The sequence below is a fragment of the Pseudomonas sp. QE6 genome, assembly GCF_041379005.1.
Lineage (GTDB): Bacteria > Pseudomonadota > Gammaproteobacteria > Pseudomonadales > Pseudomonadaceae > Pseudomonas.
The window spans coordinates 3,783,609-3,797,682 of the sequence record NZ_CP166873.1; the positions used below are offsets into that span (position 1 = coordinate 3,783,609).

The following is a 14,074-nucleotide window of genomic DNA, read 5'->3' on the forward strand; positions in this document are numbered from 1 at the left end:
GGGTGGCCTTCAGCGGCCAGGGTGCAGCGCCGCCAGTCCCCGTTCGGCCGCCTCGCGCTCGTAGTCCAGCAGCACCTCGTAGTCCGCCTCGGCAGCCGCCAGGACGCGGCGGATGCGCAGCGCGGCGCGCACATCGGGCTGCTGCTCCAGGGCCAGGTTCAGGGCGTCGCGGATCTCCCTCGCCTGCGCCTCGCTCGCGCCGGTGATGTAGGGCAGGGCTGGGCTCGGCGCGCTGCGTTGCAGCAGGCGGACGCCGGTGGTTTCGTCCGGCGAATGCAGGGCCAGATAGGCGAAGGTGACGCTGTCGATCGCGATCAGGTCGACCCGGCCTTCGCGCAGCCACGCCAGGCTCTGGCGATGGCTGCCGCTCCAGTGCAGTTCGCTGAAGTAGCGGCTGCCGCGCTGCCAGGGGGCCAGGGCGTGGCGCAGCAGGTTCATGCCGGTGTTCGAGTCGGGGTTGTTGGCCGCGCCCCGGCAGCCGCGCAGGGCGTCGAGGTCGTTGCGCGGATCGTCTTCGCGCACCAGCAGCAGGCTGCAATGCTCGCCCGCGGCGCTGTAAGGCAGGTCGAAGTCCGGCCGGCCGACCAGACGCACCCGGCCGCGCAGACTAGTCATCAGGGGATAGCCGCAGGTCTGGGTGAGGAGCAGCTGCGGGGCCAGGAATAGCGCATGCAGGTCATTGCCCTGCCACGGCTCGCGGCTCATGCCAAGCAATTCCAGGGTGCGCGCGATCCAGGCGTCGCTGGCCTCGCGGACGAGTTCCGGGGCCGTGTACATCGGCAGTTCGGCCAGGGCCCGGGTCATGCGCTCGGCTCCGTTGCGGCGAAGGGGTGGCGGGGGCTGTCCACCGGCCGCACGGCGTGGCGGCAGATCAGTTCACCGTAGCCGCGCACGAGGAAGCCGCCGCTGCGCTGCAGCCAGTAGTCGCGGTGCGCGACGTACAGCTGCGGCAGGCGATACCAGGGCGCCCAGGGCAGGTCGTGGTGGACCAGGTGCAGGTTGAGGTTGAGGAACAGCCAGCGCCACGGCCAGCCCGCTTCGTTGAGCACGCTGCGTTGCTCCGGCGCGGCGGCGGGGCGGTGCTCGTAGAAGGAGCGCAGCATGCCCAGGGCCAGCGCCGGCACGCTGACCCAGACGATGTAGTGCAGCGCAGAGAACGCACTGAAGCTCTCCACGACGATCAGCAGCACCGCGCACAACGCGCCATGGATTGACCACATGCGCCACGCCTGGCGATCGCCATGCCGCAGCCGGCGGCCTTCCTCGATGGCGAGGCCGCAGAGGGCGATGGGCGCGCCGATCAGCAGCCGCCCCAGCAGCGTCTTGTCCACCCAGCGCAGCACGCGCGCCGGTGCGGGCAACCGCTGCCAGCCGGTATGGCCGATGTAGCGGCTTTCCGGATCGATGCCCGGCAGGGTCAGGTGCTCGTCGCGGTGGTGGGCCAGGTGGCTGTCGCGGTACAGCGGGTAGGGGTACCAGAGTGCGTAGGGCATGAAGCCCAGCAGGGCATTCAGCCGCGGCAGGCGCGTCGGGTGGCCGTGTATCAGTTCGTGTTGCACCGACATCCACAGCGCGACGATGGGAACCAGCAGCGCCGTGGTCGGCCACACGCCGAGCCTGGGGCTGGCCAGCAGCAGCGCGAACCAGCCGGCCTGGACGCCGACCAGCAGCAGCCAGGTGGGCCATTCGCCTAATCCCAGGCGGTCGCGTTCCAGGGCGGCGCGCAGAGGGGCCCAATCGGGCGCCGGCAGTGCGTCGGCAAGCGGGGCAGATGGCATGGAAGCTCCAGACAGTTCAGAGGGCTCGGACAGAGGTCCGCTGAAGTGTCTGTGGCGCGAGGCCGGGAAATCTTGCAGATCATTCGGGCATAAGGTTATGCCTGGCGCTTAGCGTCCTAGTTCGCCGCCCGGCGGAAGGCGCCCGGTTGCTGCCCGGTGGCCTTGTGGAAGGCGCGAGTGAAAGCGGCGATGGACTGGTAGCCAACCGCCGCGGCGACTTCCGCCACGCTTTGGTCGGCCTTCAGCAGTCGGCACGCCTGGCCCATGCGCAGGGCCAGCAGCACCTGGCCGGGCGACTGTCCGCAGGTTTCGTTGAAGCGCTTGAAAAAGGCCGAGCGCGACAGCCCGGCGCACGCCGCCATGTCTTCCAGGGTCCAGGGCAATTGCGGCTGCTGGATCATCTGCTCCAGCAGGCCGGCGAACTGCGGCTGGCGGGCGAGGGCGACCAGCCCGCCGAGGGACGGGTTGGCCACCACCTGCTGGCGCAGCACGTAGAGGAACAGCAGGTGGCTCAGGCGTTCGAGCATCTGCTGGGATGGCGCGGGCTGGCGCTGGCACTCCTCCAGGATCAGCTCGAACAGGCTGCACGCGGCGCGCTGGTACGGCTCCTCGGCGCGCAGCACGAGGAAGGCGGGGAGGGCGTCGATGATCAGCGCCGACAGCCCCGAATCGAAATGGAAGAACCCGCAGACCAGGCCCACGCCATCCTCGGCCTGCCACTCCAGCGCGGTCATGCTCTGGCGCGGCTGGCAGGCCGCGTCTTCGGCGCTGGCTTCGCTGGACAGCCGATACGGCACGTCACGCAGGATGAACACCGCGTCGCCGCTGTCCAGCCGGCAGGGCGGTTCGTTCTCCAGATGCAGCCAGCAGTGTCCCTGCACCACCAGGTGGAAGCTCGCCCGCGCCAACCCGTGGGTCGAGGCGTGCCAGCCGCCGCAATAACGCCCCACATGGAACAGGCTGGCGCTCAGTTCAAGGCTGTCTAATAACCAATCAACCAGGGGGCTGGACGAAATCATCTAATGGAAAGACTCATGAGCAAGTGATAGCGACTTTAGAATATTGAATGGATTTCTTATTACCAACAGACTTTTTCGACACCCCATTTCAACGGAGTCGAACCATGTCCCGCCTGCCCATCCAGACCCTCGACAGCGCCCCTGAAGCCGCCAAGCCATTCCTCGAGAACGCCCTCAAGGGCTCCGGCTTCATCCCCAATCTGCTGGGCGTGCTGGCCAACGCACCGGCCGCGCTGGAAACCTACGTGACCGTGTCCGGCCTCAACGGCAAGTCCGACCTGGGCCTGGCAGAGCGCGAGGTGGTCCAGCTGATCGCCGCCACCACCCACGGCTGCGACTTCTGCGTCGCCGGGCACACTGCCGTGGCCCACAACAAGGCCAAGCTGCCTGAGGAAGTCATAGCCGCCCTGCGCGAACAGCGCGAACTCCCCGATGCCCGCCTGGAAGCCCTGGCCGCATTCGCCCGCGAGACCATCGCCACCCGTGGCGCGGTCAGCGACGCGAGCCTCGCGGCCTTCCGCGCCGCCGGTTTCAGTGATGGCAACGCCCTGGAAGTGCTGCTGGGCATCAGCCTGGCGACCCTGTGCAACTTCGCCAACGTGCTGGCGCAGACGCCGCTGAACCCGGAGCTGGGCCGCTATCGCTGGGGAAAGGCCTCCGCCTGATTTCGTGTGACCGGGCGGCCCGCGCCGCCCCTGCAAGGAGAGCGACATGCTCGACCCGACCCTGAGCCGCTGGCTCGATGAGCACGCCGAGGGCCTCGACCTCGGCCATACCGATCCGCAGAGCGTACTGCCGCAACTCGCCGCTGCCGGCCTGTTCGCCATTGGCGTGCCGGCCGAGCGCGGTGGGAGCGGCGGTGACCTGCTCGATGCGATCGATGCCATCGCCGACGTCGCCAGCCATTCCCTGACCGCCGCCTTCGTCTTCTGGGGCCAGCGCGCCTTCATCGAATACCTGCTGCAGAGCCCCAATCGCGAACTGGGCGACCGCCTGCTGGGCGAATTGCTCGAGGGCAGCCTGGCCGGCGCCACCGGGCTTTCCAACGCCATGAAGTTCCTCTCCGGCATCGAGAACCTGCAGGTGGCCGCCACGCCCGCCGGCGATGGCTGGACCCTGGACGGCCGCCTGCACTGGGTCACCAACCTGCGCAAGGGCCGCTTCGTGGTGGCCGCTGCCATCGAACGGCCGGGCGCGGCGCCGCTGGTGGCGGCCATCGCTTCCGACAGCGCCGGCCTGACCCGCTCGGACGATCTGCAACTGCTCGGCCTGCAATCGAGCAACACCGCGGCGCTGGATTTCTCCGCCGTCGCGCTGCCTCGCGAATGGCTGCTGCACGACGATGCCCGACAGTACCTGCCAGCCGTGCGCCCGGCGTTTCTCGGCCTGCAATGCGCGATGACCATCGGCCTCACCCGCAAGGCCCTGGAAGCCGTGCGCAACCACCTGAGCGACCGTCGCTCGGTGCTGCGCGAGGAAGAACAGCGCTTGAGCGCCGAACTCGATGAACGCATCGCGCAGCTGCGCGAGGGGCTGCACAGTGGCGCCTTCCTCGGCGAGCCGGCGAGGCTGTTCCGACTGCGCATCGGCCTGGCCGAGGGGGCGGCAGCGGCCGTGCAGCTGGAGCTGCAAGCCAGCGGCGGCAAGGCCTATCTCAGCGAATATGGCGCGGCGTTCGCCCGGCGCTGGCGCGAGTCGGCCTTCGTGCCCATCGTCACGCCCAGCCTGGTGCAGCTGCGCGCCGAGCTGCAGAAGCAGGGGCGCGCATGAGCGAGGTAATCCTGCAGGCCAGCGACGTTGCCCTGGGTTACCCCGGCGACAACGGTTGGCGCAGTGTGCTCGAAGGCTTCGCGCTGGCGCTGGCGCCGGGGGAGGTGGTGTCCATCCTCGGCCCCAGCGGCGTCGGCAAGTCCAGCCTGCTGCGCGTGCTCGCCGGGTTGCAGAAACCTGCCGCCGGCCGCGTGCAGTTGCTCGGCCAGCCCATCGATGGCCCGCACCCGCGTGTTGCCGTGGCCTTCCAGGACCCGAGCCTGCTGCCCTGGCTGAGCCTGGTGAAGAACGTCGCCTTCGGCCTCGACTTCGCCCGCCAGCCGACAGTCGACAAGGCCACGCTGCAGCAGCGCGTGGACGATGCCATCGCCGCCGTCGGCCTGAGCCACGCGCGCGATTTCATGCCCGCGCAGCTCTCCGGCGGCATGGCCCAGCGCACGGCGCTGGCGCGCTGCCTGGCGCGGCAGCCGCAGGTGCTGCTGCTCGACGAACCCTTCGGCGCGCTGGACGAAGTCACCCGCGCCGACATGCAACAACTGCTGCTCGGCGTGATCCATCAGCGGCGCACCGCCGCCGTGCTGATCACCCACGACATCGACGAAGCCCTGCTGCTTTCCGACCGCATCCTGCTACTGGGCGACACCCCGGCGCGGACGTTGGGCGAGTGGCGCATCGATCTGCCGCAACCTCGTGCGGAGCTGGTCGAGGAACTGGGCGCGCTGCGGGTCGAGATCCTCCTAACCCTACGGCGGGCAAGCCGCACCCACGCAAATATCCCTTCTGCGCAGGAGCCTGCCCATGTGCCTGGACGACCCCACACACTCCCGACGTGACATCCTCAAACTCGCCGCGCTGCTGTCCGCCGCCGGTGCGCTGCCACTGCTGACCAGCCTGCAGGCGCGCGCCGCCAGCGAGCCGGACGCCCCGGTGCGCATCGGCTACCTGCCGATCACCGACGCCACACCGCTGCTGGTGGCCCATGCCAACGGCCTGTTCGACGCCGAGGGCATCAAGGCCGAACGCCCGGTGCTGCTGCGCAGCTGGGCGCAGGTGATCGAGGCGTTCATCTCCGGGCAGGTCAACGTCATCCACCTGCTGTCGCCAATGACCATCTGGGCGCGCTACGGCAGCAAGGTGCCGGCCAAGGTGGTGGCCTGGAACCACGTCGGCGGCTCGGGCCTGACCGTGGCGCCGGACATCAGCGACGTGAAGCAGCTGGGCGGCAAGACGCTGGCAATCCCGTTCTGGTATTCGATCCACAACGTGGTGCTGCAATCGCTGCTGCGCGACAACGGCCTGCGGGCCGTGAGCAAGCCGGCCAACGCCGCGCTGGCTGCCAACGAGGTCAACCTGGTGGTGCTGCCGCCGTCGGACATGCCGCCGGCGCTGGCGTCCAGGCGTATCGCCGGCTACATCGTCGCTGAGCCGTTCAATGCCCTGGCGGAGAACCTCAAGGTCGGGCGCATCCAGCGCTTCACCGGCGACGTCTGGCGCAACCATGCGTGCTGCGTGGTGTTCATGCACGAGCACGACCTGAACAACCGGCCGGAGTGGTCGCAGAAGGTGGTCAACGCCATCGTCAAGGCGCAGCTGTGGACCCGCGACAACCGCGCCGAAGCGGCCAGGCTGCTGTCCAAGGAGGGCGAGAACCGCTACACGCCCCATGCGCCGGACGTGCTCGGCCGCGTGCTGGCCCCGGCGGCCGGCGAGCGCCAGCAGTACCTGACCGACGGGGCGATCCGCCATGCCGACTGGCACGAGGAGCGCATCGACTTCCAGCCGTATCCGTTCCCCAGCTACACCGAGGAACTGGTGCGCCGCCTGAAGGACACGCTGATCCAGGGCGACAAAAGCTTCCTCGCCGCGCTGGAACCGGCGCAGGTGGCGAAGGACCTGGTGGACGACCGCTTCGTGCGCCAGGCGCTGGCCGGCGTCGGCGGCCTGGGCGCCTTCGGTTACCCGGACAGCTTCGAACGCCGCGAGGAGATCACCACGTGACACCGGTTGTGCTTTCCACGCGCCGCCATTGGGCGTTGGGCGTGGCCGGGCTGCTCGCGCTGCTCGGCCTGTGGTGGCTCGGCGTGCGGTGGTTCGGCGGCGACGGCCTGGGGCAGTTGTTCTCGCCCCAGGCCACTTTCACCAGCCTGGGCGAGCTGCTGGTGCGCCCGGAGCTGTACGAACACGTGCTGGTGAGCCTCAAGCGTGTCCTGCTGGGCCTTCTCCTCGCGCTGGCCGTGGGCGTGCCGCTGGGGCTGCTGGTGGGGGCGTCGCGCCAGCTGGAGGCGACCACCACGCCAGCGTTCCAGTTCCTGCGGATGATCTCGCCGCTATCCTGGATGCCCATCGCGGTGATGCTGATGGGCGTGGGCGACTCGCCGATCTACTTCCTGCTGGCCTTCGCCGCCGTCTGGCCGATCCTGCTCAATACCGCCGCCGGGGTTCGCCAGCTCGACCCACGCTGGTTGCAGTTGTCCAGGAGCCTGAGCGCCACACCGTACGAGACGCTGCGCAAGGTCATCCTCCCCGGCGTCCTCGGTCACGTGCTGACCGGCGTGCGCCTGGCCATCGGCATCCTCTGGATCGTCCTGGTGCCCTGCGAAATGCTCGGTGTCAGCGCCGGGCTCGGCTACTACATCCTCGACACGCGGGATCGCCTGGCCTACTCGGAGCTGATGGCCATGGTGTTGCTGATCGGCGTGCTGGGCTTCGCCCTGGATGCGCTGGCGCGCAGCCTGTACCGGCGGCGTGGGTAGCTGGACGTGCGCAGGCCTGCCGCTGACCTTTCGTGCAGGCCGGAGCACAGGTCCCGCCCTTAGGGCCAGGGCGATGGGGGGCGGGTTCAGCGGGCCTTGCGCCAGTGATCCCGGAGGAACACGGGCAGGTTGTTCGAAGATGGCGTCACGGTAGCCTGGTACAGCATGCCGCCGAAAAACCCGCGGTGATAGCTGGCGTGACTGACCAGGTGCAGGACGATCCCTTCCCGTGTCATGGCGCCTTGCCCGCCGCGACGAACTCGAAGTCCACGACCGGCGGCAGATCTTCTGCCGACCAGCTGTCGACGAGATCGATGTACCAGCGGTCCATCGACTGAAGCGCACTCCAGAGCTCGCCCAGGGGGCGGGATGTTCGGTGTTGCGGGCGGTGTAGGAGTGCTTCCTGCCTTGCTGATGGTGCCTGAAGATATCGTCCACCACGTACACATGGTTCAGCGTGTGCACCATGTTCCCGAAGCGGGTCTGCCGGGGTCGGAGCGTCTCGCCCTCGGGCAGGTTCATCACGCTGTCGAACGTCAGTCCGTTCGCCCAGGCCTTGTAGCGCACCAGCATTCTCAAGGTGTCCGTGACGGCTGCGGACGGAGCGGCGGGGCGGTTGGTTGTCGCGGAGTCAGGGGATGCTTGCGGAGAGAAGGCATGCTTGCCGGTCCTTTTCGAGTGTCATCGAGACGTGGGTGACAGCGGCCCTCGGAGTTTGCCCGGACCACGCTGACTCCTGTGCGGAAGGTGCGATGCCGGCGGCTTATGGCAGGCCCTGAAGTCGGTCGGTCACCTGTGTGTGGGTCTTGCCGCCGATCCAGATCCGGTCCCGCGCCATCGCCTCGCACCCCATGCAGCTGCTCGACGAACCGTTGTCGGCGCTGGACGCCAAGCTGTGCAAGACGTCGCAGGGTCTCCTCCCCTGGAACTCTTCCTGGAAAACGACAGCGTCCTTTGCTGAGCTGGCGGCTCCGGATGGGGTTTGGAATGGTGAAGGCCCTGGCTCGTCGGGTGGCCGGTTGCGGCTGCGGGAGGAAGGCAGCTACCGACCCGAAGCAGACGTCATGTTCAGATTCAGGCCCGTCGCTGACGGGCCTTTTCATTCCATGGATCAGCTGCTCTGCGGCATCTCGCCCCGAGCCAGGCGGGCGTTGATGTCAGTGATCACCGCCGGCAGATCGGCGATGGTGTCGATCAGATAGTGCGGACGCGAGCCTTCGAAGATCTGGCCGATGCGGCGGCGTTCCTGCTCCAGCTTGTCCGCCGGCAGCGCCTTGTACTGCTCATAGGTCAGACCCAGGGCGTTGCCCGAGCAGGTCAGCGCCACGGTCCACATCCCGGCGCTGCGGCCTTCGAGGATGCCTGGCCAGGTGTCGTCGACCTTCACGCAGGCCGCGACGTCGTTGATGCCCAGGGCGATCACGTTGGCCAGTGCCTGTGCCGGGTGCGGGCGGCCGTTGGGTACTTCGTCGGTGGCGACCACGTGGTCGGCGACGTAGCCGTTGGTCCTGGCCAGGGCCACCACCTTCTCCATGACCACCGCCGGGTAGCCGGAGCAGGAGCCGACCTTCAGGCCCTGCTTGCGCAGCGCGGCGATGGCGTCCAGCGCACCGGGGATCAGCGCGGAATGCTCGGCGATCTTCTCGATCTGCAGCGGCATGAAGCGCTCGTAGATGGCGGTGACGTCGTCATCGGTGGGCAGGTGGCCGAAGGCCGCGCGGTAGCGCTCGGCGATGGCGGGGATGTCGCACAGGGTGCGGATGTGGTCCCACTTGCCCATGCCCATCGGGCCGCGGGCCTCTTCCAGGCTGACCTGGACACCGAACTCGGCGAAGGCTTCGACGAAGATCTGGGTCGGCGCGAAGGAGCCAAAGTCGACCACGGTGCCGGCCCAGTCGAGGATGGCGGCCTGCAGTTGCTTGGGTTGCTGGTAGTGCATGGCAATACTCCAGTGAGGGGTTTATTCGTTGAGAGACAGCAGGATGAGCGAGACCCGGCCGGCGAGGCGCGGGCTCGCCGGTTCATGGGTTCTTGAAAGTGAGCGTCAGGCCGTGGAGTCGAACAGCTCGGCGATGATCGGCCGCTTGCGGCGGATGCCCAGGCAGCACAGGTAGTAGCTGATGTGGAACGGGTCCTCGGCGAAGGCGATGGAGCGCGTGCCGGGCCGGTCGGCGTATTCCACCGCCGACACGAAGCCCACGCCGATGCCGTGCACCACCGCATGGACGATGGCCTCGCGGCTGTTCAGCTGCATCGCGCAGTCCAGTTCCACGCCGTGCCGCCGGCAGCCTTCCTCCACCAGTTGGCGGGTGCGCGAGGCCGGTTCGCGCAGGACCACGCGCTCCTTCGCGATCTCCTGCACGCTGACCGCATCCTGCTGCGCCCACGGATGGTCGTCGCGCACCACCGCGAGGATCGGGCAGGTGCGATAGAGCTGCGTGCTCAGGCGCTGGTCGAACTCCGAGAGGGCGAGGATCGCCACGTCGATGTCGAAGTTGTACAGCCGCTCCAGAGTGCCGGCCTCGCTGGTGAAGGAGGTTTCCAGCTCGATGTCCGGGTAACGCTGCATCAGCGAGTAGGTCAGGCTCATGGCGATCGGCGGCGACACCGCACCCAGGCGCAGCATGCCCTGCTTGCGCTGCTGGAAGCTCTGCAGCAGTTGCAAGGCCTCGTCCTCCTGGCCGAACAGGCCCTGGGTGATCGCGTAGAGCTGCTCGCCGGCCGGGCTCAGTTCGATGAAGCGCCCGCGTCGGTGGAACAGCTCGACCGAAAAGCGCTTCTCCAGGCCGCTGACCTGCTCGCTGATGGTCGGCTGGCCGACGCTCAGCAGCGCCGCGGCCTGGGTGAAGCTGCCGGTGCGCGCCACCGCGTGAAAGGAGCGCAGCCACTTGTGGTACTGGTACATGAAGGTTCTCTTTCAGGAGGGCTTGCCGCATGGCCGTGCCCTCAGCGCCGGACGAACAGGGCGACCACCGCGCTGCACACGCAGGCCGTGGTGACCACGATGAAGATCAGTGAAGTATTGCCGGTCGTGTCCAACATGCGACCGATCAGGGGTTCGGCCAGACCCGCGAAGAGATAGGAGGAGAAGTTCATGATCCCGGTGGCGGTGCCGGCGCGGCGTGCACCGACCAGGTCCGGGCAGAGCGCCCAGAAGCTCGACGCCGGGCCGTAGACGAAGAAGCCGCAGAGGAACAGCGCGAGCAGGCCGACGCCGCTGTGCGCCGGCAGGCTCCACATCCACAGGCTGGTGAGGGCGCCCAGCACCATGTAGAGCATGATCGCGCGGTAGCGCTTGCTGCCGAACAGGCGGTCGGACACCCATCCGTTGCTCAGCGCGCCGACGGCCATGCCGACGGGCAGGGCGATGGTGATCCATTTCGGGTCGATGAAGCTCTGGCCTTTCTGCCAGTTGGCGCCGAGGAAGTGCACCGGCACCCAGACGATCAGCCCGTAGCGCGCGGCGTTCTGGAAGCCCAGGGACAGCGCCGCCACCAGCAGGCGCGGGTTCTTCAGTACGGCGAGGTAGCGCTGCGTCGAGGATTCTTCTTCACCCTGAGCGGCTTCGCTGGCGCGGTCTTCGGCGTTTGCCACGCCGGTGTCTGTCAGCGGTTCGAAGCCCATGTCCTGCGGGCGCTCGCGGGCCACCAGGTAGAACACGATGCCGCCGGCGAGCATCAGCAGCACCGGCAGGCGGAAGATCCAGCGCCATTCCAGGTGCAGCACGTCGATCACCACCACGGAGGTGACATAGGACAGCACCGAGGCGCAGCCGGCGGCGAACACATAGAAGCCATAGACCTTGCCGCGCTCGGCGGCGCTCCACCAGTTCGACAGCAGGCGGCTGCCCGGTGCCCAGCCCAGGGCCTGGAAGTAGCCGTTGATGCCCCACGGCAGGACCAGGCTGACAAAGCCGCCGGCGAAGCTGGTGACCCAGTTCGCTGCGCAGGACAGCGCCGCGCCCAGGCTCATGATGCGTCGGCCGCCGAACTTGTCGGCGAGGTTGCCGTTGATGGCCTGGCCGATGGCGTACATCCACAGCATGGCACTGGAGGCCCAGCCGAGGGTTTCCTTGCTCAGGCCGAATTCGGCCTGGATGCCGGGGATGGCGAAGCCGAAGGTCTGGCGGCCGGTGTAGAAGAACAGGTAGCAGAACATCGCGGCCAGCAGCATGCGCCACTGGGCGACGCGGAACGGTGTTACGGCGGAGACGGGACCAGACAGGGTTTGTGCACGGTTCATGGCGTTTTCCTTCTTGTTCGCTCGCGCCGGCGCAAGGCTCGGCGTGTCGGCACTCTTGTTCGGTGCAACAGGAAATGGCGGCGCTGGGGCCGCCCGTTGGGGGACGGCGTCAGGCGGCTTGCGAGCCGATGAAGTTGCGTCCGCGCGCGCCCTGCATGGCGAAGTCGATCATCGCTTCGGCTTCGGCGGCAGTCACGCCGTAATCGCCGAACTCGGTCTTGACCCCGAGGCGATGGAGGAATTCACGCAGGCGTTGCTGCGCGCCCGCGCGGTCGCTGCCGAACACTCGCTGCAGGGTGCGGTCGCGGTCGGCGTCACGGCCCCAGGCCAGGCCCAGCACCAGCGGCAGGGTGAAGGAGCAGGCGATGCCGTGGGGCAGGCCGTGGCGCAGGGTCATTTCGTAGGAGATGGAGTGTGCCAGCGCCGTCTTGGTGTTGGAGAAGGCCATGCCGGCCTTCAGCGCGGCCAGCGCCATGCGCGAGCGCAGTTCGCGGCTGCCCAGGTCCTGCTGCAGGCGCGGCAGGCAGTCGAGGATGTCCTCGATGGCGGAGACGGCGAAGGTGTCGGAGATCGGGTTGGCGTTGTGGTTCCAGATCGACTCCAGCGCATGGGACAGCGCGTCCAGTCCGGTGGATACGGTCACCCCGGCGGGCACGCTGAGCATCAGGTCCGGATCGATCAGCGCCACCTTCGGCCAGGTGCAGTCCAGGTGCAGGGAGTATTTTTTCTGCTGCTGCGCGTCCCAGATGGTCGCCCAGGGTGTCACTTCGCTGCCGGTGCCGGCGGTGGTCGGCGCGGCGATCAGCGTCTTGTGCCGCGCCGGTACGAAGGGCTTGCCGGCGGCCAGCAGGTCGAGCAGTTCGTCAAAGCGGCCGGAAGCGGTGCCGACGATCAGCGCCTTGGCGGTGTCGATGGCGCTGCCGCCTCCGAGGGCGAAGACGGTGGTGCAGTCCGCCGCTTCGCGCCAGAAACGTTCGTGTACGTCGCGCAGCCAGGCCACGTCGGGGTTGGGCTGTACGTCGTCGATGACGTAGGCGAGGCGCTCGCCGAGCAGGCCACGGACGCGCTCGATCAGCCCCAGCTGCGCGGCTTCGGGGAAGGTCACCAGGGCGACCTTGCCTTCGCAGAGGTCGGCGATGCGGTCCAGGCTGCCGCCGCCGAAAACGGTGGCGACCGGATTGTGGAATCGGGCAGGCATGGGCAGTTCCTTGTTGTTGTTTGAACGTGCCGCCATGCTCGGGGTCTTGTCGTTTTCGTTCCAATCGATTGATCGCAGGTGGGCATCGGCCAGACCGATAACGGCGGGTGCGAGCGCGAGGCTTGTCTTGCGGGCCGGGGGCCGGGTTATCCTGCGGGCCCCGTCGCCGTCACGAGACTGTCATGTCGTCCGCTGCCGAGCTGGCGCCGCTGCGCCGCGCCGACCGAGATTCGCGCAACTCCGCCCAGGTGCTCGGCCTGTGCCTGCCCGCCGACGTGCTGCTCTACCTGCTGCTGCCGATGTATGCCGCGGACTTCGGTGTGACCCTGGTGGAAGCGGGCATCCTGCTGGCGGCGAATCGACTGGTGCGCATCGTCGGTTATGGCTGGGTGGTGCGCTTCTACGGTCGCCACGGCGACCGCGCCGCCTGCAGCCTTGCCGCGTTCGCCACGGCCTTCTGCGCGCTGGCCTCGGCGACGCTCTCCGGTTTTGCCGTGCTGTTGGTGTTCCGCCTGGTCTGGGGCCTGTGTTTCGCCACCTTCAACCTGAGCACCCAGACCCTCGCCACCGCCGAGGCCCAGGGCGCCGCGCGCCGCGCCGGGCGTTCGCGGGCGACCCTGTCCATCGGCCCGATGCTGGCCCTGCCGTTGGGTGCGGTGATGGCCCAGGCCTTCGGGCCGCGCAGCGTGTTCTTCGTGTTGTGCGTGGCAGCTCTGTGCGGGCTCTGGCGCGCCCGCGCGCTGCCTGCCACGGGCCACCAGATTCCGGTCAGCAGCGGGCGCCGCCTGCGCCTGCCGGACAGCATTGCCACCTGGTCCTTCATCGAGGGCGTGACGCTGGACGGCCTGTTCGTCTTCGGCCTGTCGCTGTACGCGCAGATTCACCTGGGCGGCACCGGCGTATTGGTGGCGGGCATCCTGATGGCGGTGCGCTATCTGAGCGAGATGCTCTTCAGCCCCTTCGGTGGTCGCCTGGCCGATCGTTTCGGCGCGCTGCGCATGCTGGTCGTGCTGTCGCTGGCCACCTCGCTGGCACTGCTGATGTTCGGCAGCTACTGGCTGTTCGTCGGCGCCTTCTTCGCGCTGGTGCTGCGCGCGCTGCAATTGCCGCTGGTGGTGACGCTGGTGGCGCAGCGCAACCCTCAGGCGCGTATCCAGGCATTGGCTGGCAACGCCGTGTGGCGCGACATCGGTGCGGGACTCGGGCCAATCCTCGCCGGCGTACTGTTGCCGCAGGTGCCGGCGTTCTGGGCCTACGCTGGCGCGGCGCTGATCCTGGCGCTCAGCGCGCTGGGGTGTGCCTGGCGGCGCTGAG

Annotated in this window: 14 protein-coding genes and 1 pseudogene; 6 read left to right on the forward strand and 9 right to left on the reverse strand. The window is 68.3% G+C overall.

What is annotated here, in order from left to right:
• Positions 1–9 precede the first annotated feature (9 nt).
• From ACAW63_RS17445 to ACAW63_RS17455, 3 genes are all read right to left on the reverse strand, one after another.
• Positions 10–804 (reverse strand): phosphate/phosphite/phosphonate ABC transporter substrate-binding protein, encoded by a 795-nt coding sequence (locus ACAW63_RS17445; protein WP_371227210.1) that lies wholly within the window; start codon positions 802–804, stop codon positions 10–12.
• Positions 801–1,778: a fatty acid desaturase gene (locus ACAW63_RS17450; protein ID WP_371227212.1), complete on the reverse strand. Its 978-nt coding sequence runs from the start codon at positions 1,776–1,778 to the stop codon at positions 801–803. Before ACAW63_RS17450 ends, ACAW63_RS17445 begins: the two co-directional genes overlap by 4 nt.
• A gap of 116 nt (positions 1,779–1,894) precedes the next feature.
• On the reverse strand, positions 1,895–2,797 hold the full coding sequence (locus ACAW63_RS17455; RefSeq protein WP_371227214.1) for an AraC family transcriptional regulator: 903 nt from the start codon (positions 2,795–2,797) through the stop codon (positions 1,895–1,897).
• 104 nt (positions 2,798–2,901) lie between these two features.
• Here ACAW63_RS17455 and ACAW63_RS17460 point away from each other — a divergent pair, with 104 nt between their 5' ends.
• From ACAW63_RS17460 to ACAW63_RS17480, 5 genes are read left to right on the forward strand one after another with little or no spacing between them, the layout of a single operon-like run.
• On the forward strand, positions 2,902–3,462 hold the full coding sequence (locus ACAW63_RS17460; RefSeq protein WP_371227216.1) for a carboxymuconolactone decarboxylase family protein: 561 nt from the start codon (positions 2,902–2,904) through the stop codon (positions 3,460–3,462).
• A 46-nt stretch (positions 3,463–3,508) separates the two neighbouring features.
• The gene (locus ACAW63_RS17465; protein ID WP_371227218.1) at positions 3,509–4,567 is read left to right on the forward strand and encodes an acyl-CoA dehydrogenase family protein; all 1,059 of its coding nucleotides are present in this window, start codon (positions 3,509–3,511) and stop codon (positions 4,565–4,567) included.
• Positions 4,564–5,400, forward strand: coding sequence for an ABC transporter ATP-binding protein (locus ACAW63_RS17470; protein WP_371227220.1), 837 nt, complete (start codon positions 4,564–4,566; stop codon positions 5,398–5,400). Before ACAW63_RS17465 ends, ACAW63_RS17470 begins: the two co-directional genes overlap by 4 nt.
• Positions 5,366–6,565: an ABC transporter substrate-binding protein gene (locus ACAW63_RS17475; RefSeq protein ID WP_371227222.1), complete on the forward strand. Its 1,200-nt coding sequence runs from the start codon at positions 5,366–5,368 to the stop codon at positions 6,563–6,565. Before ACAW63_RS17470 ends, ACAW63_RS17475 begins: the two co-directional genes overlap by 35 nt.
• An 8-nt stretch (positions 6,566–6,573) precedes the next feature.
• A complete protein-coding gene (locus tag ACAW63_RS17480; protein WP_371234700.1) occupies positions 6,574–7,320 on the forward strand; it encodes an ABC transporter permease in 747 nt (248 codons plus the stop codon).
• An 86-nt stretch (positions 7,321–7,406) separates the two neighbouring features.
• Here the strand turns inward: ACAW63_RS17480 and ACAW63_RS17485 are convergent, their stop codons facing one another.
• The 6 genes and pseudogenes from ACAW63_RS17485 to psrA form a co-directional block, all read right to left on the reverse strand.
• Complete coding sequence (locus tag ACAW63_RS17485) at positions 7,407–7,556, reverse strand: hypothetical protein (RefSeq protein WP_371227224.1); 150 nt, start codon at positions 7,554–7,556, stop codon at positions 7,407–7,409.
• A 229-nt stretch (positions 7,557–7,785) separates the two neighbouring features.
• Positions 7,786–7,893 (reverse strand): annotated as a pseudogene (locus ACAW63_RS17490) (damage-inducible protein DinB); the annotation flags it as partial.
• Positions 7,894–8,431: 538 nt separating this feature from the next.
• Complete coding sequence (gene phnX, locus ACAW63_RS17495) at positions 8,432–9,259, reverse strand: phosphonoacetaldehyde hydrolase (protein WP_371227226.1); 828 nt, start codon at positions 9,257–9,259, stop codon at positions 8,432–8,434.
• Positions 9,260–9,364: 105 nt separating this feature from the next.
• Positions 9,365–10,225, reverse strand: a complete 861-nt coding sequence (locus tag ACAW63_RS17500; protein WP_371227228.1) for a LysR substrate-binding domain-containing protein — start codon at positions 10,223–10,225, stop codon at positions 9,365–9,367.
• A 41-nt stretch (positions 10,226–10,266) separates the two neighbouring features.
• On the reverse strand, positions 10,267–11,562 hold the full coding sequence (locus tag ACAW63_RS17505) for an MFS transporter (RefSeq protein ID WP_371227230.1): 1,296 nt from the start codon (positions 11,560–11,562) through the stop codon (positions 10,267–10,269).
• Between the two features lie 109 nt (positions 11,563–11,671).
• Complete coding sequence (psrA, locus tag ACAW63_RS17510; protein ID WP_371227232.1) at positions 11,672–12,760, reverse strand: iron-containing alcohol dehydrogenase PsrA; 1,089 nt, start codon at positions 12,758–12,760, stop codon at positions 11,672–11,674.
• Positions 12,761–12,942: 182 nt separating this feature from the next.
• Between psrA and ACAW63_RS17515 the strand changes: the two genes are divergently transcribed.
• On the forward strand, positions 12,943–14,073 hold the full coding sequence (locus ACAW63_RS17515) for an MFS transporter (protein ID WP_371227234.1): 1,131 nt from the start codon (positions 12,943–12,945) through the stop codon (positions 14,071–14,073).
• The last annotated feature ends 1 nt before the right edge of the window (position 14,074 follow it).

What these genes read in the sequence shown, in the direction of transcription:
- ACAW63_RS17445 (WP_371227210.1), bottom strand. Translation starts at nt 804, where the DNA reads ATGACCCGGGCCCTGGCCGAACTGCCGATGTACACGGCCCCGGAACTC.
- ACAW63_RS17450 (WP_371227212.1), bottom strand. Translation starts at nt 1,778, where the DNA reads ATGCCATCTGCCCCGCTTGCCGACGCACTGCCGGCGCCCGATTGGGCC.
- ACAW63_RS17455 (WP_371227214.1), bottom strand. Translation starts at nt 2,797, where the DNA reads ATGATTTCGTCCAGCCCCCTGGTTGATTGGTTATTAGACAGCCTTGAA.
- ACAW63_RS17460 (WP_371227216.1), top strand. Translation starts at nt 2,902, where the DNA reads ATGTCCCGCCTGCCCATCCAGACCCTCGACAGCGCCCCTGAAGCCGCC.
- ACAW63_RS17465 (WP_371227218.1), top strand. Translation starts at nt 3,509, where the DNA reads ATGCTCGACCCGACCCTGAGCCGCTGGCTCGATGAGCACGCCGAGGGC.
- ACAW63_RS17470 (WP_371227220.1), top strand. Translation starts at nt 4,564, where the DNA reads ATGAGCGAGGTAATCCTGCAGGCCAGCGACGTTGCCCTGGGTTACCCC.
- ACAW63_RS17475 (WP_371227222.1), top strand. Translation starts at nt 5,366, where the DNA reads ATGTGCCTGGACGACCCCACACACTCCCGACGTGACATCCTCAAACTC.
- ACAW63_RS17485 (WP_371227224.1), bottom strand. Translation starts at nt 7,556, where the DNA reads ATGACACGGGAAGGGATCGTCCTGCACCTGGTCAGTCACGCCAGCTAT.
- phnX (WP_371227226.1), bottom strand. Translation starts at nt 9,259, where the DNA reads ATGCACTACCAGCAACCCAAGCAACTGCAGGCCGCCATCCTCGACTGG.
- ACAW63_RS17500 (WP_371227228.1), bottom strand. Translation starts at nt 10,225, where the DNA reads ATGTACCAGTACCACAAGTGGCTGCGCTCCTTTCACGCGGTGGCGCGC.
- ACAW63_RS17505 (WP_371227230.1), bottom strand. Translation starts at nt 11,562, where the DNA reads ATGAACCGTGCACAAACCCTGTCTGGTCCCGTCTCCGCCGTAACACCG.
- psrA (WP_371227232.1), bottom strand. Translation starts at nt 12,760, where the DNA reads ATGCCTGCCCGATTCCACAATCCGGTCGCCACCGTTTTCGGCGGCGGC.
- ACAW63_RS17515 (WP_371227234.1), top strand. Translation starts at nt 12,943, where the DNA reads ATGTCGTCCGCTGCCGAGCTGGCGCCGCTGCGCCGCGCCGACCGAGAT.